Raw genomic sequence first — 15,739 nt, 5'->3', positions numbered from 1 at the left:
CCCCGCGGGGTGGCGGCGGGGCGGTGGCCGGTCAGCCGGGGACGGGCTCGAGGTGCAGACGGGCGAAGGCGAGCGACTCGGCGAGGTCGAGCTCGCGTCGTGCCTGGTCACCACGCCGGGTCCCGACCTCGACGACGACGTCGCCCGCGAAGCCGCCGGACGCGAGCCGCTCCAGGACCGGTCCGCACGGCTGCCGCCCTCGTCCCGGGACGAGGTGCTCGTCGCGCGCGGACCCGGTCCCGTCCGCCAGGTGCAGGTGGGCGAGGCGGCGCCCCAGCGCGTCGACCATCGCAAGCGCGTCGGAGCCGGCGGTCGCGGTGTGCGACAGGTCGAGGGTGACCGAGTCGTAGGGCTGCGGCACTGGGTCCCAGTGCGGGAGGTAGGCCTCGAGCTCGCGCGAGCGCGGCGCCCGCCACGGGTACATGTTCTCGACCGCGAGCCGGATGCCGCTGTCGTGCTCGCGCAGCGCGATGCCGTCGACGAACCCTCGGGCGTACTCGCGCTGCCACCGGAACGGCGGGTGGAGGACGACGACCTCCGCCCCGACCTCGTAGGCGAGCTCGACGGAACGGTCGACCTTCCCCCACGGGTCGGCACCCCAGACCCGCTGGGTCACGAGGAGCGTCGGGGCGTGGACCGAGAGGATGCGCATGCCGTGGTGCTCGGCGAGCCGGCGCAGCGCACCGGCCTCCTGGGTCAGCGGGTCGGTCCAGACCATGACCTCGACGCCGTCGTAGCCGAGCCGGGCCGCGGTGGCGAAGGCCGCGGCGCAGCCCTCGGGGTACACCGAGGCGGTGGCGAGCCCGACGCGCGGCGCCCGCACGGGCACGGGGTCGGGGTCGGGACCGACCGGCACGTCAGCCCATCCGGTCGAGATGGCGCAGGAGGATGCCCTCGCGCAGCGCCCACGGACAGATCTCGAGGTGCTCCAGGCCGAGGAGGTCCATCGTCGCCTCGGCGACGATGGCTCCCGCGAGCATCTGCCGGGCCCGGGCCCGGGAGACGCCCGGCAGGTCGGCGCGCTGGGCCGTCGTCATGGCGGCGATCTCCGGCAGCTTCGCGGTGAGGGTCTCCAGTGGCAGGAGCCGCTCGGCGTACATCCCCTCCGAGCTGGGTGCGGCCCCGCAGATCCGGGCGAGCGAGCGCATCGTCTTCGACGTCCCGACGGCGCGGTCCGGTGCACCGGCCTTGGCCATCGGGCGCAGCTCCTTGGCGATAGTGGCCCGGACCTGCCGGCGCGCGGCACGGACGTCGTCGAGGGCGGGCGGGTCGCCGGGCAGGAGGTCGCGGGTGACCCGCCCGGCGCCGAGCGGCACGGACACGGCGACGTCGGGGTCCTCGTCCATGCCCATCGCGAGCTCGAGGGACCCGCCGCCGATGTCGGCGACGAGCAGCGTGCCGGCGGACCACCCGAACCATCTCCGGACGGCGAGGAAGGTCAGTCGGGCTTCCTCCTCGCCGGTGAGGACGTCGAGGCGCACACCGGTCTCGTCGGCGACGTGGGTGAGGACGTCGTCGCCGTTCGGGGCCTCCCGGATGGCGCTGGTCACGAAGCCCCGGAGGTCCTCGGCGCCCTGGTCCTCGGCGACCTCCTGGCAGCGGGCGACGAACTCGGCGAGCCGGTCGCGGCCCTCGTCCGCGATGTGGCCGTCGTCGGTGACGTGCTCGGAGAGGCGCAGGTCGATCTTGTGCTTGCTCGCCGGCAGCGGCTGCGCGCCCGGGTGGGCGTCGACGACGAGCAGGTGGACGGTGTTCGAGCCGACGTCGATGACCCCGAGGCGCATGGGAGCAAGGTAGCCGGTACGGCGTGGGCCGGGACGGCGTGGCGCCGGGCCGGCGCGGCATGGCCCGGGTCACTACGGCGTGGCGCCGGGCCGGTGCGACGACCCAGCGTGCTTAGGGTGGACACGTGCCGGAAGCCCCCCTCGACATCCCGCGGACCTGGGCGGAGTTCGTCGACCCGGACGAGCCCGGCCAGCGCTTCCGCGTCGACCTCACGTTCCTCACCTCGAGCTGGACGTGCATCTTCGGGGCGGGCTGCCGGGGGATCTACGCCGACCGGCCGGACGACGGGTGCTGCACACTCGGCGCGCACCTCACCGACCGCGACGACGTCGAGCGGGTGCGCCGGGTCGTGGCCGAGCTCGGCGAGGACGAGTGGCAGCACCACCCCGGCCACGGCAAGCGCGGCGACAAGGACCCCGCCCGGCTCTCCGCGTGGAGCGAGAAGGAGGACGGCGCGCGCAAGACCCGCACCGTCGACGGCGCGTGCATCTTCCTCAACCGGCCCGGCTTCCCCGCCGGGGCCGGGTGCGCCCTGCACCAGCACGCCGTGCTCACCGGGACGCCACCGCACGAGGCCAAGCCGGACGTCTGCTGGCAGCTTCCCGTCCGTCGCTCCTACCGCACCGTCGAGCGGCCGGACGACACGAGCTACCTCGAGATCACGATCGCCGAGTACGACCGCCGCGGGTGGGGGCCGGGTGGTCACGACCTCGACTGGTACTGCTCGTCGAACCCCGAGGCGCACGTCGGCCGCGAGCCGGTGTACCGGGGCAGCCGGGCCGAGCTCGTCGAGCTCATGGGGCAGGCCGCGTACGACGAGCTCGTCCTGCACTGCGAGGCGCACCTCGCGATGGTCCGGCATGCGCGCTCGGCCGGCGCGCGCAAGCTCATCCCACTGCTCGTCCACCCGGCGACCGCCGAGGCCGGCACGCTCGGGGGGCGACGCGAACGGGTCAAGCGGCGCCGCGGGACCACCGCGCTGCCGGACCCGGAGACCACCGAGCCGGAGAAGGGCACGGCCTCCGGCAAGGACACCACCTCCGGGAAAGCCACAGCCTCCGGCAAGAACACCACCTCCGGGAAGGGCGTCGCGTCGGGGAAGGGCACCGCCTCCTCGCGCCGGCCCGGGCATCGTTCGTCGCGGGGCTGACCGTGGCGGGCTCACCCATCCGCAGCCCCAACATCTGGGACACCCCCGACGTCTACGAGCTGGAGAACCTCGCGTCGGACCGGGCGGGCGTCATCGACGGCGCCATCGAGTCGCTCCATCCGCTCCGCGGCGCGACGCTCGTCGACGTCGGCTGCGGCACCGGCTTCCACCTGCCTCGGTTCGCCGAGCGCGGGGCGTCGGTCGTCGGGGTCGAGCCGCACCTCCCGCTCGTCGTACGCGCAGCCGACCGGCTGCGGGCGCGGGGGGCGAATGCTCGGTATCCATCGGCTCGAGTGGTCGCGGGGTCGGCGGAGGCGCTGCCGCTCGCGGACGCGTCGGTCGATGTCGTGCACGCGCGGTGGGCGTACTTCTTCGGGCCGGGCTGCGAGCCGGGACTCGCCGAGCTGGCCCGGGTGGTCCGGCCGGGAGGGGTGGCCTGCCTCGTCGACAACGACGCCACCCGCTCGACGTTCGGCGGATGGTTCTCCACCGCCTACCCGGCCTACGACCACGACGCGGTCCAGCGGTTCTGGGACCGCCACGGCTTCACGACGGAACGGCTGACGATCCGGTGGACCTTCGACCGGCGCGAGGACCTCGAGTCCGTCGTCCGGATCGAGCTGCCTCCCGGCCCGGCCGACCACGCCCTCGCCGGCCACGACGGGCTGGAGGTCGACTACGCCGTCGCGCTGCGCTGGCGGCGGTACTGAGGGTCGCTCGTGCGCGCTGTCCGCCGGCAGCCCACCACGAGACCCTCAAGGTTCCTCGTCGACCCAGGTCCCGTCACGCATGAGCGTGCGTCCGGCGAGCTCGTTCTCCTCGCGCCACGCCTGCACCCTCGTCGGGCGTAGGAGGTAGGCAGCGTAGTCAGGCCCCGAGGCGCGCGGGTCCCAGCCCGTGCGCTCCGCGAACCGCTGCCACCGTTCGGCAGGGACCTCCTCGAGGACGACCTGGTCGGCCGTGGCGTCGACCATGACGACGTCACGAAGGCTGCCGAGCGCTGCGCGGCACCGGCCCGTGTCTCGGAGGTTGGTCCCGGCGGGGCTTCGGCGGCTCGTGACGACCAGGATCGTCCGCCCGTCCCAGTCGAAGGACAGCGGGACGAGACCGGGCACCGCGCCGGACGACGCCGTCGCCATCCAGAGGTCGACGTCCTCGTGCAGGTGGCGGCGCGTGTCGGCGAGACGTGTGGCGATGTCGCGTGGATCCGGGCGCATCACGGTCCTCGGTCGACGAGCAGGACTGGCGGAGGTGAGACGGGGCTTTCAGAAGGGTGGCGGACCGGCCCCCGACCCGTCTACCCCGGAAGCCCACCTTCCCCATCCGGACGGCGGACCGGCCCCCGAACCGACGACCTCTCCGGCCGACGCTCTCCATCCGGACGGCGGACCGGCCCCCGAACCGACGACCTCTCCGGCCGAGGCTCTCCATCCGGACGGCGGACCGGCCCCCGAACCGTCTACCCCTCCGGCCGACGCCCTCCGTCCTGACGACGGACCGGTACCCGAACCGTTCACGTCTCCGGCGGGCGTCCCTCGGCGGGACGACTCTCGGTGCCGGCATGCTGCCCAGGAGTCGGCGAACCGCAGCCCGCTGCCCGAGAGGTCACGAATCGACACGCCCGGGTGGCGCACCTCACCGCCCCTGGCGGCCGCGCGGCGAGCAGCGACCCAGTGCTCGACCACGAACTCGAGCGCGCTGTGCGGCACGTTGCCGCGTGCGCCGGCACGACCGGGAACCGGCACCTCGGACGTCACCGGGGTTCGGCCCGGAGCCGGCTCGCCGGCGGCGCTTCCGCTACCACCTGACACACCCGGACCGAGCTCAGGCAGGCCACCGGACCGGGGCACACCATCGGGTACGGGGACATCATCGGGCTCGCTCGTGCCGGCTGCCACAGACGCCGATCCGACTCCCGGCAGCACGATGCCGGCGAGGTGGTCGACGGGCAGGGTCGTGCGCTCCCGCCCGGTGGGGTCGACCCAGGTCATCGTCGCGTCAGGGTGCAGTGTGGCCACCCACCCGAGGCGCTGTTTGACGCGATGGTGCCTCCGGCAGAGACACGCCAGGTTGTCCGCGCAGGTCGCTCCGGTGGGCCAGGGCCGAACATGGTCGACGTCGCAGAAGCGCGCCGCCACGTGGCATCCGGGGAACCGGCACCGGCCGTCGCGAGCCCGGACCAGCTCGGTGAGGCGCGGGCCCGGGCGGTAGGCATCCGTCCCGAGCACGCCGGCGGGGTCGGCCAGCGCACCCGTCCCGGGGTCGCACTCGGCGACGCGCTGTCCCGTACGCCCGGCGGCCTCCACCGTGGTGCGCAGCCACGACCGTTCGACGAGCACCGGACCACGGGACCGCGAGACGTTCACCTCCACGAGGTCGTCGCCCGCGACAGCACGTGCTGCCGACCGCGCCGAACGACCCGCCGACACCGCCGGTGGTCCCGAGGGCTCCGGCACCCGCCCCGGCTCCACCAGCCGCTCCGCCCCCAGCACCCGCACCCGCTCCTGCTCCTGCTCCTGCTCCGGCTCCGGCTCCGGCTCGGAGGTGTACCCCGCCGGGGTGGTGAGGACGACGCTCACGTCGACCGTGGCGCTGCCCTCGACGAGATCGGTGAGCGCCTTGGCCCGCGCCCGGTCGACGTGTGCGCACACCCCGTCGGCGACGTACCGCTGGGCCAGCGCGTCGACGGCCGCCCACGCCCGACACGCCTCCTCGGAAGGGAAGGTCCCGTGCCAGGTGTCGACGCCCGGCTCGGACGCCCACCGCTCCAGGCGGGACTCGGACCGCGCACGCTCGGCGCGCTTGCGCACCAGGTCGGGGCTGATCCGCGCGAGCATCCGCCGGGCCCGCCGCCGCAGCCGGGGCGCGTCCTCACGGCCGAACCACGCGGCGAGCGCAGCCACGACCGTGGACGCGACGTCGGGCGGTGTCTCCTCGAGCTCGTACGCGACGACGGACGCCCGGTAGGCGTCGACCCCGCCGGCAGCCATCGCGTCGTGCAGGCCACGCAGCCCGGTGTGCGAGTCCGTCCCCTCGGGCCCGTCGGCGGCCAGCCGGACCGCGTTCCGCACGCGGGTCTCGGCCGCTGCCGCGGTCACGCACAGGGCGCCGGACACCACCGCAGGGGCGTCGAGGGCGAGATGCCCGAGCGCGCGGTGGGTCTCGACGACCTCGCCGGTCTCCAGCACCTCGGGCTCGATCGCCGCGAGCCGGGCGATGGCGGCGTCCTGAGCGGCGGTGGCGACGTCGACGACCGCCTGCAGCCCCGCGACGGCGTCGGACCACTGCGCCACCGAACCGCACGTCTCACCCGGGGTGAGCGCACCGTCGAGCGCCGCACGTGCCGCCTCTGCGGCAGCCGACACCTCGGCCGGACCGACCGTCGCCCCCATCGCTTCCCCCTCCCCGGATGCCCCGACCCTACCCTTAATCGAACACATGTACAACCCGAGACTCCGACCCGCGAGCACCCACCCGCCCCCGAAGCGGACGGCCGCTCGTCACTCCCCCGCGGCCGGCTGGTCCAGCCGCGTCGGACCCTCGTGCGCCACGGCCGTCCGGACGCGTTCGACGTGCGGCTCGCTCATCGGCGGCAGGTCGTCCAGCCCGAACCATCCGACCTCGCTCGACTCGTCGTCCGCGACGTGCGCCTCCCCCGAGACGTACCGGCACCGGAACGTGTGGTCGACGTACTGCGTGCGGTCGCCGTTCGGGTACTCCACGACCCGCGTGACATTGACCCACGCGAGGAGGTCGACCTGGGCCACCACGCCCGTTTCCTCGAGGCACTCGCGCACCGCCGTGTCGGCCGGATGCTCGCCCGGGTCGCAGATCCCCGTCACCGGCGTCCACTCCCCCGTGTCGGCACGCCGGACCAGCAGCACCCGCTCTCCGTCGACGACCACGGCCGTCACCCCCGGCAGCCAGAGCATCGCGTGCCCGACCTTCGCGCGCAGGTCGAGGATGAAGTCGGGGGTCGGCACGGCTCAGCCCTCGTACCGGGGACGCCGGATCTCACGGATCTCGCCGAGGCGGCCCCACTCGTCCGCGCCGAGCCGTGACAACGGGTCCAGGGCGCGGATGTCGACGTGCGGGCGCCGGAGCATGTCGTCCGAGGCCGCGACCGTGTCCGACACCGCGACGTGCAGCACGAGCCCCACGACGACGAAGCAGTTGCCCGTCGGCCGGACCTCGTGCAGCCGGCACTCGAACGCGACCGGCGCCCCGGCCACCCGCGGCGGTGCCACCGTGAGCGACGGCTCGCGCTGCACACCCTCGGCGTCGAACTCACCGATGTCCGGGGGGTAGTCGGCCGACGTGGCGTTGGCGACCTCGAACATCGGCTCGGGCACGACGTTGACGACGAGCTCCCCGGTGGCCTCGACGTTCGTCAGCGTGTCCTTGCGCCCCACCGACGTGAACGCGAGCATCGCCGGGTCGGTGCTCGCCACCGTGAAGAACGAGTGCGGCGCGAGGTTGTCGACCCCGTCCGCGGACCGCGAGGACACCCAGGCGATCGGACGCGGCACGACCGAGGACGTCATGAGGCGGTAGGCGGCAGGCGCCGGCATCCGCGACTCCTCCGGACCGTGCTGGATCGCGAGCTCGTGGCGCATCCCCCGACCCTAGGACCTCACCCCTCGGCCGCTGCCCCTGCGTCCAGGTCGAGGGCGATGTCGACGATGGGCGAGGAGTGCGTCAGCCCGCCGACCGAGAGGTAGTCGACGCCGGTCTCCCCGTACTCCCGCACGACGTCCAGCGTCAGCCCGCCGGTGGCCTCGAGCTCGACCCGCTCACCCGTCGCGCGCACCGCCTCGACCGTCTCGCGCAGCAGCGTGGGGGACATGTTGTCGCAGAGCAGGAACCGCGCCCCGGCAGCGACCGACTCCAGCGCCTCGGCGGTGGTCGTCACCTCGACCTGCACCTCGACGTCCGGGTAGGCCCGGCGCACCGCCTGGTACGCCGCCGTCAGCCCGCCCGCGGCGAGCTTGTGGTTGTCCTTGACCATGGCCACGTCGTACAGGCCCATCCGCTTGTTCGTGCCGCCGCCGCAGCGCACGGCGTACTTCTCGAGCGCGCGCATCCCCGGGGTCGTCTTGCGGGTGTCGAGCACCGTCGCGCCGGTCCCGTCCAGCGCGTCCGCCCAGCGCCGGGTGTGCGTCGCGACGCCGGAGGTCCGGCAGAGGACGTTGAGCACGGTGCGCTCGGCGACGAGCGTCGTACGGGTCGAGCCGCGCAGCGTCGCGAGGTGGTCCCCGCGCGAGACCCGGGCGCCGTCCTCGACGTGCAGCCCGACCTCCACCGCTCCGGTCCCCAGCCGCCGGTCGACCGCGCCCAGGACGAGCGCGGCCACCGGCAGACCCGCGACGACCCCGTCCGCCCGGGCGACGACGTGCGAGACCGACTCCTGGGCCTCCGGGATGGTCGCGAGCGTCGTGACGTCCCGCCCTCCACCCCCAGAGGTCCCGAGGTCCTCGTCGAGGGCCCGCTCGACGACGAGCAGCGCGTCGTCCGTCGGGAAGCGGTGGTCGTCGGTCACGTCGGCTCTCCCGTCCGCTCGCCCATCGGCTCGGCCGCCGGCCGCTCGGCCACCCGCAGCGGGCCGCCCGGCTCGCGGACGACCTCCTGGTGGACGAGCCAGCGCGCGTCGTCCCGCTCCGGATGGTCGCGGCGCAGGTGACCGCCCCGGGTCTCCTCGCGACGGTGCGCGAGCAGCGCGAGCGCCTGGCCGAGGTGGAGCAGGTTGGTCGTCTCCCAGGACGCCGGCCCGGGCTCGGCCGCCGACGGGGGCAGCGCGGCGAGCACGTCCAGCGCCGTGGCGGCCTCGGAGGTGGACGCCGCGGTGCGCAGCGGCCCGCATCCGCGGGTCATCGCCCGCTGCACCTCGATCCGCCGGGCGGCGTCCAGGAGGTCGGCCGCCTGCTCCGCCGCGTCGGACGGCAGGCGCCGCGGCAGCTCGCCCGCCGCGAGCCGGGCGGTGACGTCGTCGGCGATCCGGTGGGCGAAGACGAGACCCTCGAGGAGCGAGTTGGAGGCGAGCCGGTTGGCCCCGTGGACCCCGGTGCACGAGGCCTCGCCGCAGGCGTAGAGGCCGTCGACGGAGGACCGTCCGCGCAGGTCGGTCTCGACGCCGCCGGAGGCGTAGTGCTGCGCCGGTGCGACGGGGAGGAGGTCGGTGGCGGGGTCGAAGCCGAGCTCGCGGCAGCGCGCGACGATCGACGGGAAGCGCTCCTCGAGGAACTCCGCGCCGAGCTGCCGGGCGTCGAGCCACACGTGCTCCAGGCCGCGCTCGCCCATGACGTCGAGGATGCCGCGCGCGACGACGTCCCGCGGCGCGAGGTCGGCGAGCTCGTGCCGGCCGGTCATGAACCGCTCCCCGCGGTCGTCGACGAGGAACGCGCCCTCGCCGCGGACCGCCTCGGAGATGAGCGGCTGCTGGCCCGTCGACCCCTCGCCGAGGTAGAGCACGGTCGGGTGGAACTGGACGAACTCGAGGTCGGCGAGCCGGGCACCAGCCCGCAGTGCCGCGGCCATGCCGTCGCCGGTGGCGACCGGCGGGTTCGTCGTCGAGGTGTAGATCTGGCCGAGCCCACCCGTGGCGAGGACGACCGCCCGCGCCCGGGCGGCGCCGACGCCGTCCAGCTGCCCCTCGCCGATGACGTGCAGCGTCACGCCGCACACCGCGCCGTCGTCGGCGGTCAGGAGGTCGACGACCAGGGCGTGCTCGACGACCTCGATCCCCGGGTCGTCGATGACCTTCTGGAGCGCTGCGATGAGCGCCCGGCTGATCTCGGCCCCGGTCGCGTCCCCGCCGGCGTGGGCGATGCGGTCGCGGTGGTGGCCGCCCTCACGGGTCAGCTTGATCTCGCCACCGGCGTCGAGGTCGAAGACCGCGCCGAGCGCGACGAGCTCACGGACCCGGTCCGGCCCCTCGGTGACGAGCGCACGGACGGCGTCGACGTCGCACAGCCCGACCCCGGCCACGAGGGTGTCCTCGAGGTGCTCGTCGGGGGTGTCCTCCGGGTCGAGCGCCGCGGCGATGCCGCCCTGGGCCCACTGGGTGGACCCCGCCGAGAGCACGGTCTTGGTGACGAGCAGGACCCGGTCGACCCGCTCCCGGAGCCGCAGCGCGCAGGTGAGCCCGGCGATGCCGGAGCCCACGACGACGACGTCGGCCTCGGTCGACCACCCGGGAGCGGAGGCGGCGAGGCGTCGGGGAAGGGTCGCCGGCGACACGGCGCCGGAGGTGTCGGTCACCCGCAGCCCCCTAGACCTCGGCCCGCGCGTGCGGGACGTCGGAGAAGACGTCGATGGCCCCGCCCCCCGGACCGACCACGAGCGGGGTGTTGTCGATGAGCCGGGTCGTGCCGATCCGGGCCGCGACGGCGAGCAGCGCCTCGCCGCGGTACCACTCGGGGACGTCGGCCAGCGTGAGCGGATGGACGAGCACGAGGTAGTCGACGAGCGCGAGCGGCTCGTCGACGAGGACCTCGCGGGCCGCCCGGCGCACCGCGGACGGGCCGTACGACGCCGCCTCCCCCCCGGCCCGCAGCGCGCGGCTCAGGCAGAGCGCGACCTCCCGGTCGGAGTCGGTGAGGTACGTGTTGCGGCTGCTCATCGCGAGCCCGTCGTCCTCCCGCACCGTCGGGACCGACACGACCTCGACCGGGAAGTCGAGGTCGCGGACCATCCGGCGGATGAGGAGCAGCTGCTGGGCGTCCTTCTGCCCGAAGTAGGCGCTTCGGGCGGCCGTCAGGTGCAGCAGCTTGCCGACGACGGTGAGCACGCCGTCGAAGTGCCCCGGCCGCGAGGCGCCCTCGAGCATCGCGCCGAGCGGACCGGCGGACACCCGGACACCGGGGTCGCCGTCGGGGTACACGACGTCCGGGGTGGGCGCGAACACGACGTCCACGCCGGCCTGGGTGCAGATCGCCATGTCGTCGTCGAAGGTGCGCGGGTAGCGCGAGAGGTCCTCCTTCGGCCCGAACTGCAGGGGGTTGAGGAAGATCGTCACGACGACGTGCTCGTGCCGCTGCCGGGCGGCCCGGATCAGCTGCGCGTGCCCGTCGTGCAGCGCACCCATCGTCATGACGACGGCGACGTCGCGGCTCGGCAGTGCCTCACGGGCGGCCTTCAGCTCCTCACGGGTGTGCGCGACGGCGGGGACGGCGGTCGTGGTGGTCACTCAACGCTCCTGGTCGGCGAGGATGTCGAGGAGGGGCTCGGCAGCGGTGGGCCGGAGCCGGCCGGCATCGAGCGCGCGCAGCGCGGTGGCCCGGGCGAGCGCCACGTAGGTCCTCCGGATCTCGGGGGCGAGCCGGTCCAGCTCGCGCAGGTGGTCACCCACCGTACCGACGTCGCCGCGCGCCACGGGACCGGTGAGGGCGGCGTCACCCCCGCGCAGGGCGTTGTCCAGCGCGGCGTGCATGAGCGGGGCCAGGACGCGTCTCGGCTCGTCCACCCCGGCCCGGCCCAGCAGCTCGAGCGCCTCGGCCGTCAGGGTCACGAGGTGGTTCGCGCCGTGGGCGAGCGCCGCGTGGTAGGCGACGCGGTCCTCCTCGGCGACCCGGACCGGAGCGCCCCCCATCTCGAGGACGAGTGCCTCGGCGACCGGCTGCAGCGGGTCGTCGGCGGTCACGCCGAAGGCGCAGTCGGCGAGCCGGTCGAGGTCCATGGCGGTCCCGGAGAACGTCATCGCCGGGTGCAGGGCCAGGGGCAGCGCGTGGTGGGCGCGCACGGGCTCCAGCACAGCGGTGCCGTACCGGCCGCTCGTGTGGACGACGAGCTGACCGGCCTGCCAGGCGCCGGTGGCGGACAGGCCCGCGACGAGTGCGGCGAGCGCGTCGTCCGGCACGGCGAGGAGGACGAGCTCGGCGCCCCCGACGACGGTGGGGACGTCGGCCACGGGCACGCCCGGCAGGAGGGTCTCCGCACGGTCGCGGCTGGCGTCGGAGACCGCGTACGTCCCGGTGACGCGGTGCCCGGCGCGGACGAGCGCGGCACCGAGGACGGCCCCGACGCGGCCCGCACCGACGACGCCGACGGTGAGGCGGGCGGGGTGCTCGATGCCGTCCACGGACGAGCACGCTACCCGCCCGGCCGAACCCCCGAGGCCGCACGTGCGGCGGACGAGAGCGCGCGACATACCGAGAGACGGGTCCGGGCATCGGCATGTCGCGCAGCCTCGTCGTACTGCCGGGCCGGGCCCTGCCGAGGCCGGCTGCCCCAAGACCATCCCCACCATAGTCAAGCACCCTTGACATATGTCAAGGGTGCTTGTCATAGTCGGGTCATGGAGACGCTCCGCAGCCTCAGCTGGTTCAACCGCCTGTACTCGATGCTCTTCGTCGCCACGGGCGTCTGGGCGCTGACCCGCGGGGAGTGGGTCTTCGGTCTGGCGGTCCTCGTCGGCCTGGTCGTCGTCCTCGTCCTCACCGCCGTGTGGGGCATCGCCGTCGTGTCGGTCAGGCGAGCCTGAGGTGCAGAACGACATCCGCCGCCTGCGGGCCGAGCGCGGGCTCTCGCAGGCCGCGCTCGGCGAGGCGCTCGGGGTCTCCCGGCAGACGGTCAACTCCCTCGAAGGGGGCCGGTACGACCCCTCCCTCCCGCTCGCCATCTCCCTCGCCCGCTACTTCGGCACGACCGTCGAGGAGCTCTTCCACCTCCCGGAGGACGGAGGGGCCCGTGGCTGAGCCGCTGCCCTGGCGGGACGCCTGGCACGTCGCGCTCTACGGCCCGGAGGGCTTCTACCGTGCGGCGGACGGCCCCGCGGGGCACTTCGCGACCGCCGCCCAGGGGCCGCTCGGGGAGGTCCTCGCGGAGGCGCTGGGCGGCCTCGCCGACCGCGAGGGTGCGGTGCACGTCGTCGACGTCGGGGCCGGACGCGGCGAGCTTCTCACGGCGCTACGAGCCGCCCGTCCCGACCTGGGGCTCACGGGTGTCGACGTCGTCGAGCGTCCCGGCGCGCTGCCCGACGACATCGCCTGGCTCCGCTCACCCGGCGGCGCCGGGCTGCCGGGGGCCCTCACCGACCTCGAGGACGTCCTCGTCGTGGCCAACGAGTGGCTCGACGTCGTCCCGTGCACCGTCGCCCGGGTGGAGGGCGGACGCCTCGTCGCGCTGCTCGTCGACCCGGTGACCGGCGCCGAGACCCCCGGACCGCCGCTCGGAGCCGACGACGCCGCATGGTGCGCCGCTCACTGGCCGGCGGACGACCTGCCGGACGGCGCGCGCGTCGAGGTCGGGCTGGCCCGGGACCGCGCCTGGGACGACCTCGTGGGCCGGGTGCGCCGCGGCACGGTCGTCGCGGCCGACTACGGCCACACCCGCGGGAACCGACCGCCGGGCGGCTCGCTCGTCGCCTACCGCGCGGGGACGCTCGTCGACCCCGTACCCGACGGCGGCTGCGACCTCACGGCGCACGTCGCCGTCGACAGCCTCACCGCCGACACGGTGACGACCCAGGCCGACGCCCTGCGCGGGCTCGGGGTCGACGCGGCCCGCCCATCCGTCGAGGACGCCCGTACCGACCCCGCCGGATACCTCGCCGCCCTCTCCCGCGCCTCGGCGGCCGCCTCCCTGCTCGACCCGCGAGGCTTCGGCGGGTTCGCCTGGGTGGCGCGCCGGGTCGGTGCGGCAGACTGGCGGACGTGACCTCCGACGCCGAGCCCCGCGCGCTCGACGTCGCGGTCGGCGCAGGTGGTCTGGCGACCGCCGACATGGTGCTCAACATCGGCCCGCAGCACCCGGCGACGCACGGCGTCCTGCGGCTCAAGGTCGTCCTCGACGGCGAGCGCATCGTCACCGCCGAGCCGGTCATCGGCTACATGCACCGCGGCGCCGAGAAGCTCTTCGAGGTCCGCGACTACCGGCAGATCACGGTGCTCGCGAACCGGCACGACTGGCTGTCGGCGTTCTCGTCCGAGCTCGGCGTCGTCCTCGGCGTCGAGGCGATGCTCGGGATGGAGGTGCCCGAGCGGGCCGTCTGGCTGCGCACGCTGCTCGCCGAGCTCAACCGGGTCCTGTCGCACCTGATGTTCCTCGGCTCCTACCCGCTCGAGCTCGGCGCCATCACGCCGGTCTTCTACGCCTTCCGCGAGCGTGAGGAGCTGCAGGCCGTCATGGAGGAGGCCTCGGGCGGCCGGATGCACTACATGTTCAACCGGGTCGGCGGCCTCAAGGAGGACGTCCCGGCGGGCTGGCTCGGGCGGGTCGCGGACGCCCTCGCCGCCGTCCGCCGCCGCCTGCCGGACCTGGAGTCGATGCTCGTCGGCAACGAGATCCTCCTCGCCCGGACCCGAGGCGTCGGGGTCCTCGACCGCGAGACCTGCCTCGGCTACGGCGTGTCCGGCCCGATCGCCCGCGCCAGCGGCCTCGACCTCGACCTCCGGCGCGACGCCCCGTACCTCGCGTACGGCGAGCTGTTCGGACCCGCGGGTCCGGGCCGGGTCGTCACCCGCTCGGAGGGCGACTGCCTGGCCCGGCTCGAGGTCCTCCTCGAGCAGGTGCACGTGAGCCTCGACCTCGCCGACGCCTGCCTCGATCGGCTTCGCTCCCTCCCGCCGGGTCCGGTCAACCAGCGGCTCCCGAAGGTGCTCAAGGTGCCCGAGGGCGAGCGCTACACGGCCACCGAGAACCCCCTCGGGCTCAACGGCTACTACCTCGTCTCCCGGGGCGAGAAGACCCCGTGGCGGCTCAAGCTGCGCTCGGCGTCCTTCGGCAACGTCCAGGTGCTCACCGAGGTCCTGCCGGGCTGCGTCGTCGCCGACATGGTCGCCGTCCTGGGCTCGATGTTCTTCGTGGTCGGGGACGTCGACAAGTAGCCCGTACGCCCCCCCTGACCGCGGCCGTGCTGCCGACCGGGCGTCCTGTTGCCCGCACGGCAGCACGATGTGGTCCCCCGAGGCGGTCGAGCGAGAACCGGAGTTCCACGATTCGCCCCCGGGACGGTGTCCGGGCCGGATATCTTCCGCTCGGGCCACGCCCGATCCGACCACCCGGGCCCACGCCCCTTCCCCCGAGGACGCCACCATGCGCCGCTCCACCGCCCTCGTCCGCCCCGCCGTCGTCGGCGGCACCACCCTGGCCCTCGCCGGCCTCGTCAGCCCCTTCGCCACGGCCGCCTCGGCCGACCTCGAGTACTCGTGCGAGTACGGGGTCGACACGACCGAGGGGACGGGCGACGCCACCGCCAGCTGGGACTCCGGCATCGCCGACGGGCTCGTCGTCGAGGTCGGCGACTCGGTCTCCCTCGACCCGTACACCGGCACCGTCGAGCTGCCCACCGGCTTCGTCGACGCCCTCCGGGACTCGGGACGCACCGAGCTCGGGGGCGGCGGGCTCCAGCTGACGGTCCTCGAGGAGAGCGACGAGCCGTTCATCATCGAGCTCGTCTTCGACAGCACGCCCGTGCCCGCCTCCGGCCCGATGACGCTCGACCTGAGCGGCGTCGACCCCGAGGACATCGAGGCCACGGAGGCGGGCACGTACACCCTCGTGGCGAACGACTTCTTCCTCTCGGACGACGACGACACCGCCGGCATGTACTGCGAGCTCGTCGACAACGGCGACGCCACGATCGACTCGTTCACGGCCCAGGCGGCGCCCGGACCCACCGTCACCGTGACTCCCACCCCCACGGTCACCGTGACCGCCTCTCCGGTTCGGCCCGTCCTGGTGCAGACCGACGCGGCCGGAGCGGGCCCCTCCCTGCTCCCGGCCGCCGCCGGAGCCGGCCTCCTCGTGCTGGCCGGTGGCGTCGCAGCGCGTCGACGGCTCCCCGACCGCCGGCACTGACGCCGGCAG

Annotated in this window: 16 protein-coding genes and 1 pseudogene; 7 read left to right on the top strand and 10 right to left on the bottom strand. The window is 74.7% G+C overall.

Translation table 11 applies throughout. From position 1 onward, the window contains the following. Positions 1-31 precede the first annotated feature (31 nt). Together JQN72_RS15105 and JQN72_RS15100 are read right to left on the bottom strand one after the other, a co-directional pair. Entirely contained in the window at positions 32-856 is an 825-nt protein-coding gene (locus tag JQN72_RS15105) for a sugar phosphate isomerase/epimerase family protein (protein WP_307812723.1), read from the bottom strand. A 1-nt stretch (position 857) separates the two neighbouring features. Continuing rightward, positions 858-1,784 carry a Ppx/GppA phosphatase family protein gene (locus JQN72_RS15100; RefSeq protein ID WP_204135954.1) on the bottom strand — a complete coding sequence of 309 codons (927 nt, stop codon included), beginning with the start codon at positions 1,782-1,784 and terminating at the stop codon, positions 858-860. Positions 1,785-1,909: 125 nt separating this feature from the next. Here JQN72_RS15100 and JQN72_RS15095 point away from each other — a divergent pair. Beyond that, positions 1,910-2,710: pseudogene (locus tag JQN72_RS15095) on the top strand (hypothetical protein); the annotation flags it as partial. Positions 2,711-2,937: 227 nt separating this feature from the next. Further along, complete coding sequence (locus JQN72_RS15090; RefSeq protein WP_307812722.1) at positions 2,938-3,645, top strand: class I SAM-dependent methyltransferase; 708 nt, start codon at positions 2,938-2,940, stop codon at positions 3,643-3,645. Positions 3,646-3,690: 45 nt separating this feature from the next. Here the strand turns inward: JQN72_RS15090 and JQN72_RS15085 are convergent, their stop codons facing one another. From JQN72_RS15085 to JQN72_RS15050, 8 genes are all read right to left on the bottom strand, one after another. Next, entirely contained in the window at positions 3,691-4,152 is a 462-nt protein-coding gene (locus JQN72_RS15085; RefSeq protein WP_204135953.1) for a pyridoxamine 5'-phosphate oxidase family protein, read from the bottom strand. Between the two features lie 48 nt (positions 4,153-4,200). Next, positions 4,201-6,327 (bottom strand): HNH endonuclease signature motif containing protein, encoded by a 2,127-nt coding sequence (locus tag JQN72_RS15080; protein WP_204135952.1) that lies wholly within the window; start codon positions 6,325-6,327, stop codon positions 4,201-4,203. 108 nt (positions 6,328-6,435) lie between these two features. After that, a complete protein-coding gene (locus tag JQN72_RS15075) occupies positions 6,436-6,918 on the bottom strand; it encodes an NUDIX domain-containing protein (protein ID WP_204135951.1) in 483 nt (160 codons plus the stop codon). 3 nt (positions 6,919-6,921) lie between these two features. After that, the gene (locus JQN72_RS15070) at positions 6,922-7,551 is read right to left on the bottom strand and encodes a flavin reductase family protein (protein WP_204135950.1); all 630 of its coding nucleotides are present in this window, start codon (positions 7,549-7,551) and stop codon (positions 6,922-6,924) included. A 17-nt stretch (positions 7,552-7,568) separates the two neighbouring features. After that, positions 7,569-8,474, bottom strand: a complete 906-nt coding sequence (nadC, locus tag JQN72_RS15065; RefSeq protein ID WP_204135949.1) for a carboxylating nicotinate-nucleotide diphosphorylase — start codon at positions 8,472-8,474, stop codon at positions 7,569-7,571. Then, complete coding sequence (locus tag JQN72_RS15060; RefSeq protein WP_307812720.1) at positions 8,471-10,192, bottom strand: L-aspartate oxidase; 1,722 nt, start codon at positions 10,190-10,192, stop codon at positions 8,471-8,473. The genes nadC and JQN72_RS15060 overlap by 4 nt, the downstream gene beginning before the upstream one ends. A gap of 10 nt (positions 10,193-10,202) precedes the next feature. Beyond that, positions 10,203-11,120 (bottom strand): pantoate--beta-alanine ligase, encoded by a 918-nt coding sequence (panC, locus tag JQN72_RS15055; protein WP_204135948.1) that lies wholly within the window; start codon positions 11,118-11,120, stop codon positions 10,203-10,205. After that, positions 11,121-12,002 (bottom strand): DUF2520 domain-containing protein, encoded by an 882-nt coding sequence (locus JQN72_RS15050; RefSeq protein WP_307812732.1) that lies wholly within the window; start codon positions 12,000-12,002, stop codon positions 11,121-11,123. A gap of 225 nt (positions 12,003-12,227) precedes the next feature. On the opposite strand from JQN72_RS15050, the gene JQN72_RS15045 reads away from it, so the two are divergent. The 5 genes from JQN72_RS15045 (at position 12,228) to JQN72_RS15025 (ending at position 15,730) form a co-directional block, all read left to right on the top strand. Next, the gene (locus JQN72_RS15045) at positions 12,228-12,413 is read left to right on the top strand and encodes a hypothetical protein (RefSeq protein ID WP_204135946.1); all 186 of its coding nucleotides are present in this window, start codon (positions 12,228-12,230) and stop codon (positions 12,411-12,413) included. Position 12,414: 1 nt separating this feature from the next. Continuing rightward, positions 12,415-12,627, top strand: a complete 213-nt coding sequence (locus tag JQN72_RS15040) for a helix-turn-helix transcriptional regulator (protein WP_204135945.1) — start codon at positions 12,415-12,417, stop codon at positions 12,625-12,627. Then, positions 12,620-13,588 (top strand): SAM-dependent methyltransferase, encoded by a 969-nt coding sequence (locus JQN72_RS15035; RefSeq protein ID WP_204135944.1) that lies wholly within the window; start codon positions 12,620-12,622, stop codon positions 13,586-13,588. Before JQN72_RS15040 ends, JQN72_RS15035 begins: the two co-directional genes overlap by 8 nt. Before the next feature lie 65 nt (positions 13,589-13,653). Next, entirely contained in the window at positions 13,654-14,757 is a 1,104-nt protein-coding gene (locus tag JQN72_RS15030) for an NADH-quinone oxidoreductase subunit D (RefSeq protein WP_204136013.1), read from the top strand. 208 nt (positions 14,758-14,965) lie between these two features. Then, positions 14,966-15,730, top strand: coding sequence for a DUF6801 domain-containing protein (locus JQN72_RS15025; protein WP_204135943.1), 765 nt, complete (start codon positions 14,966-14,968; stop codon positions 15,728-15,730). Positions 15,731-15,739 lie beyond the last annotated feature (9 nt).

The organism is Phycicoccus sp. CSK15P-2, from assembly GCF_016888005.1.
Taxonomy (GTDB): Bacteria; Actinomycetota; Actinomycetes; order Actinomycetales; family Dermatophilaceae; genus Phycicoccus.
This window is presented reverse-complemented; position numbering and strand designations above follow the sequence as displayed.

What these genes read in the sequence shown, in the direction of transcription:
- JQN72_RS15100 (WP_204135954.1), bottom strand. Translation starts at nt 1,784, where the DNA reads ATGCGCCTCGGGGTCATCGACGTCGGCTCGAACACCGTCCACCTGCTC.
- JQN72_RS15085 (WP_204135953.1), bottom strand. Translation starts at nt 4,152, where the DNA reads ATGCGCCCGGATCCACGCGACATCGCCACACGTCTCGCCGACACGCGC.
- JQN72_RS15080 (WP_204135952.1), bottom strand. Translation starts at nt 6,327, where the DNA reads ATGGGGGCGACGGTCGGTCCGGCCGAGGTGTCGGCTGCCGCAGAGGCG.
- JQN72_RS15070 (WP_204135950.1), bottom strand. Translation starts at nt 7,551, where the DNA reads ATGCGCCACGAGCTCGCGATCCAGCACGGTCCGGAGGAGTCGCGGATG.
- JQN72_RS15045 (WP_204135946.1), top strand. Translation starts at nt 12,228, where the DNA reads ATGGAGACGCTCCGCAGCCTCAGCTGGTTCAACCGCCTGTACTCGATG.
- JQN72_RS15030 (WP_204136013.1), top strand. Translation starts at nt 13,654, where the DNA reads ATGGTGCTCAACATCGGCCCGCAGCACCCGGCGACGCACGGCGTCCTG.
- JQN72_RS15025 (WP_204135943.1), top strand. Translation starts at nt 14,966, where the DNA reads ATGCGCCGCTCCACCGCCCTCGTCCGCCCCGCCGTCGTCGGCGGCACC.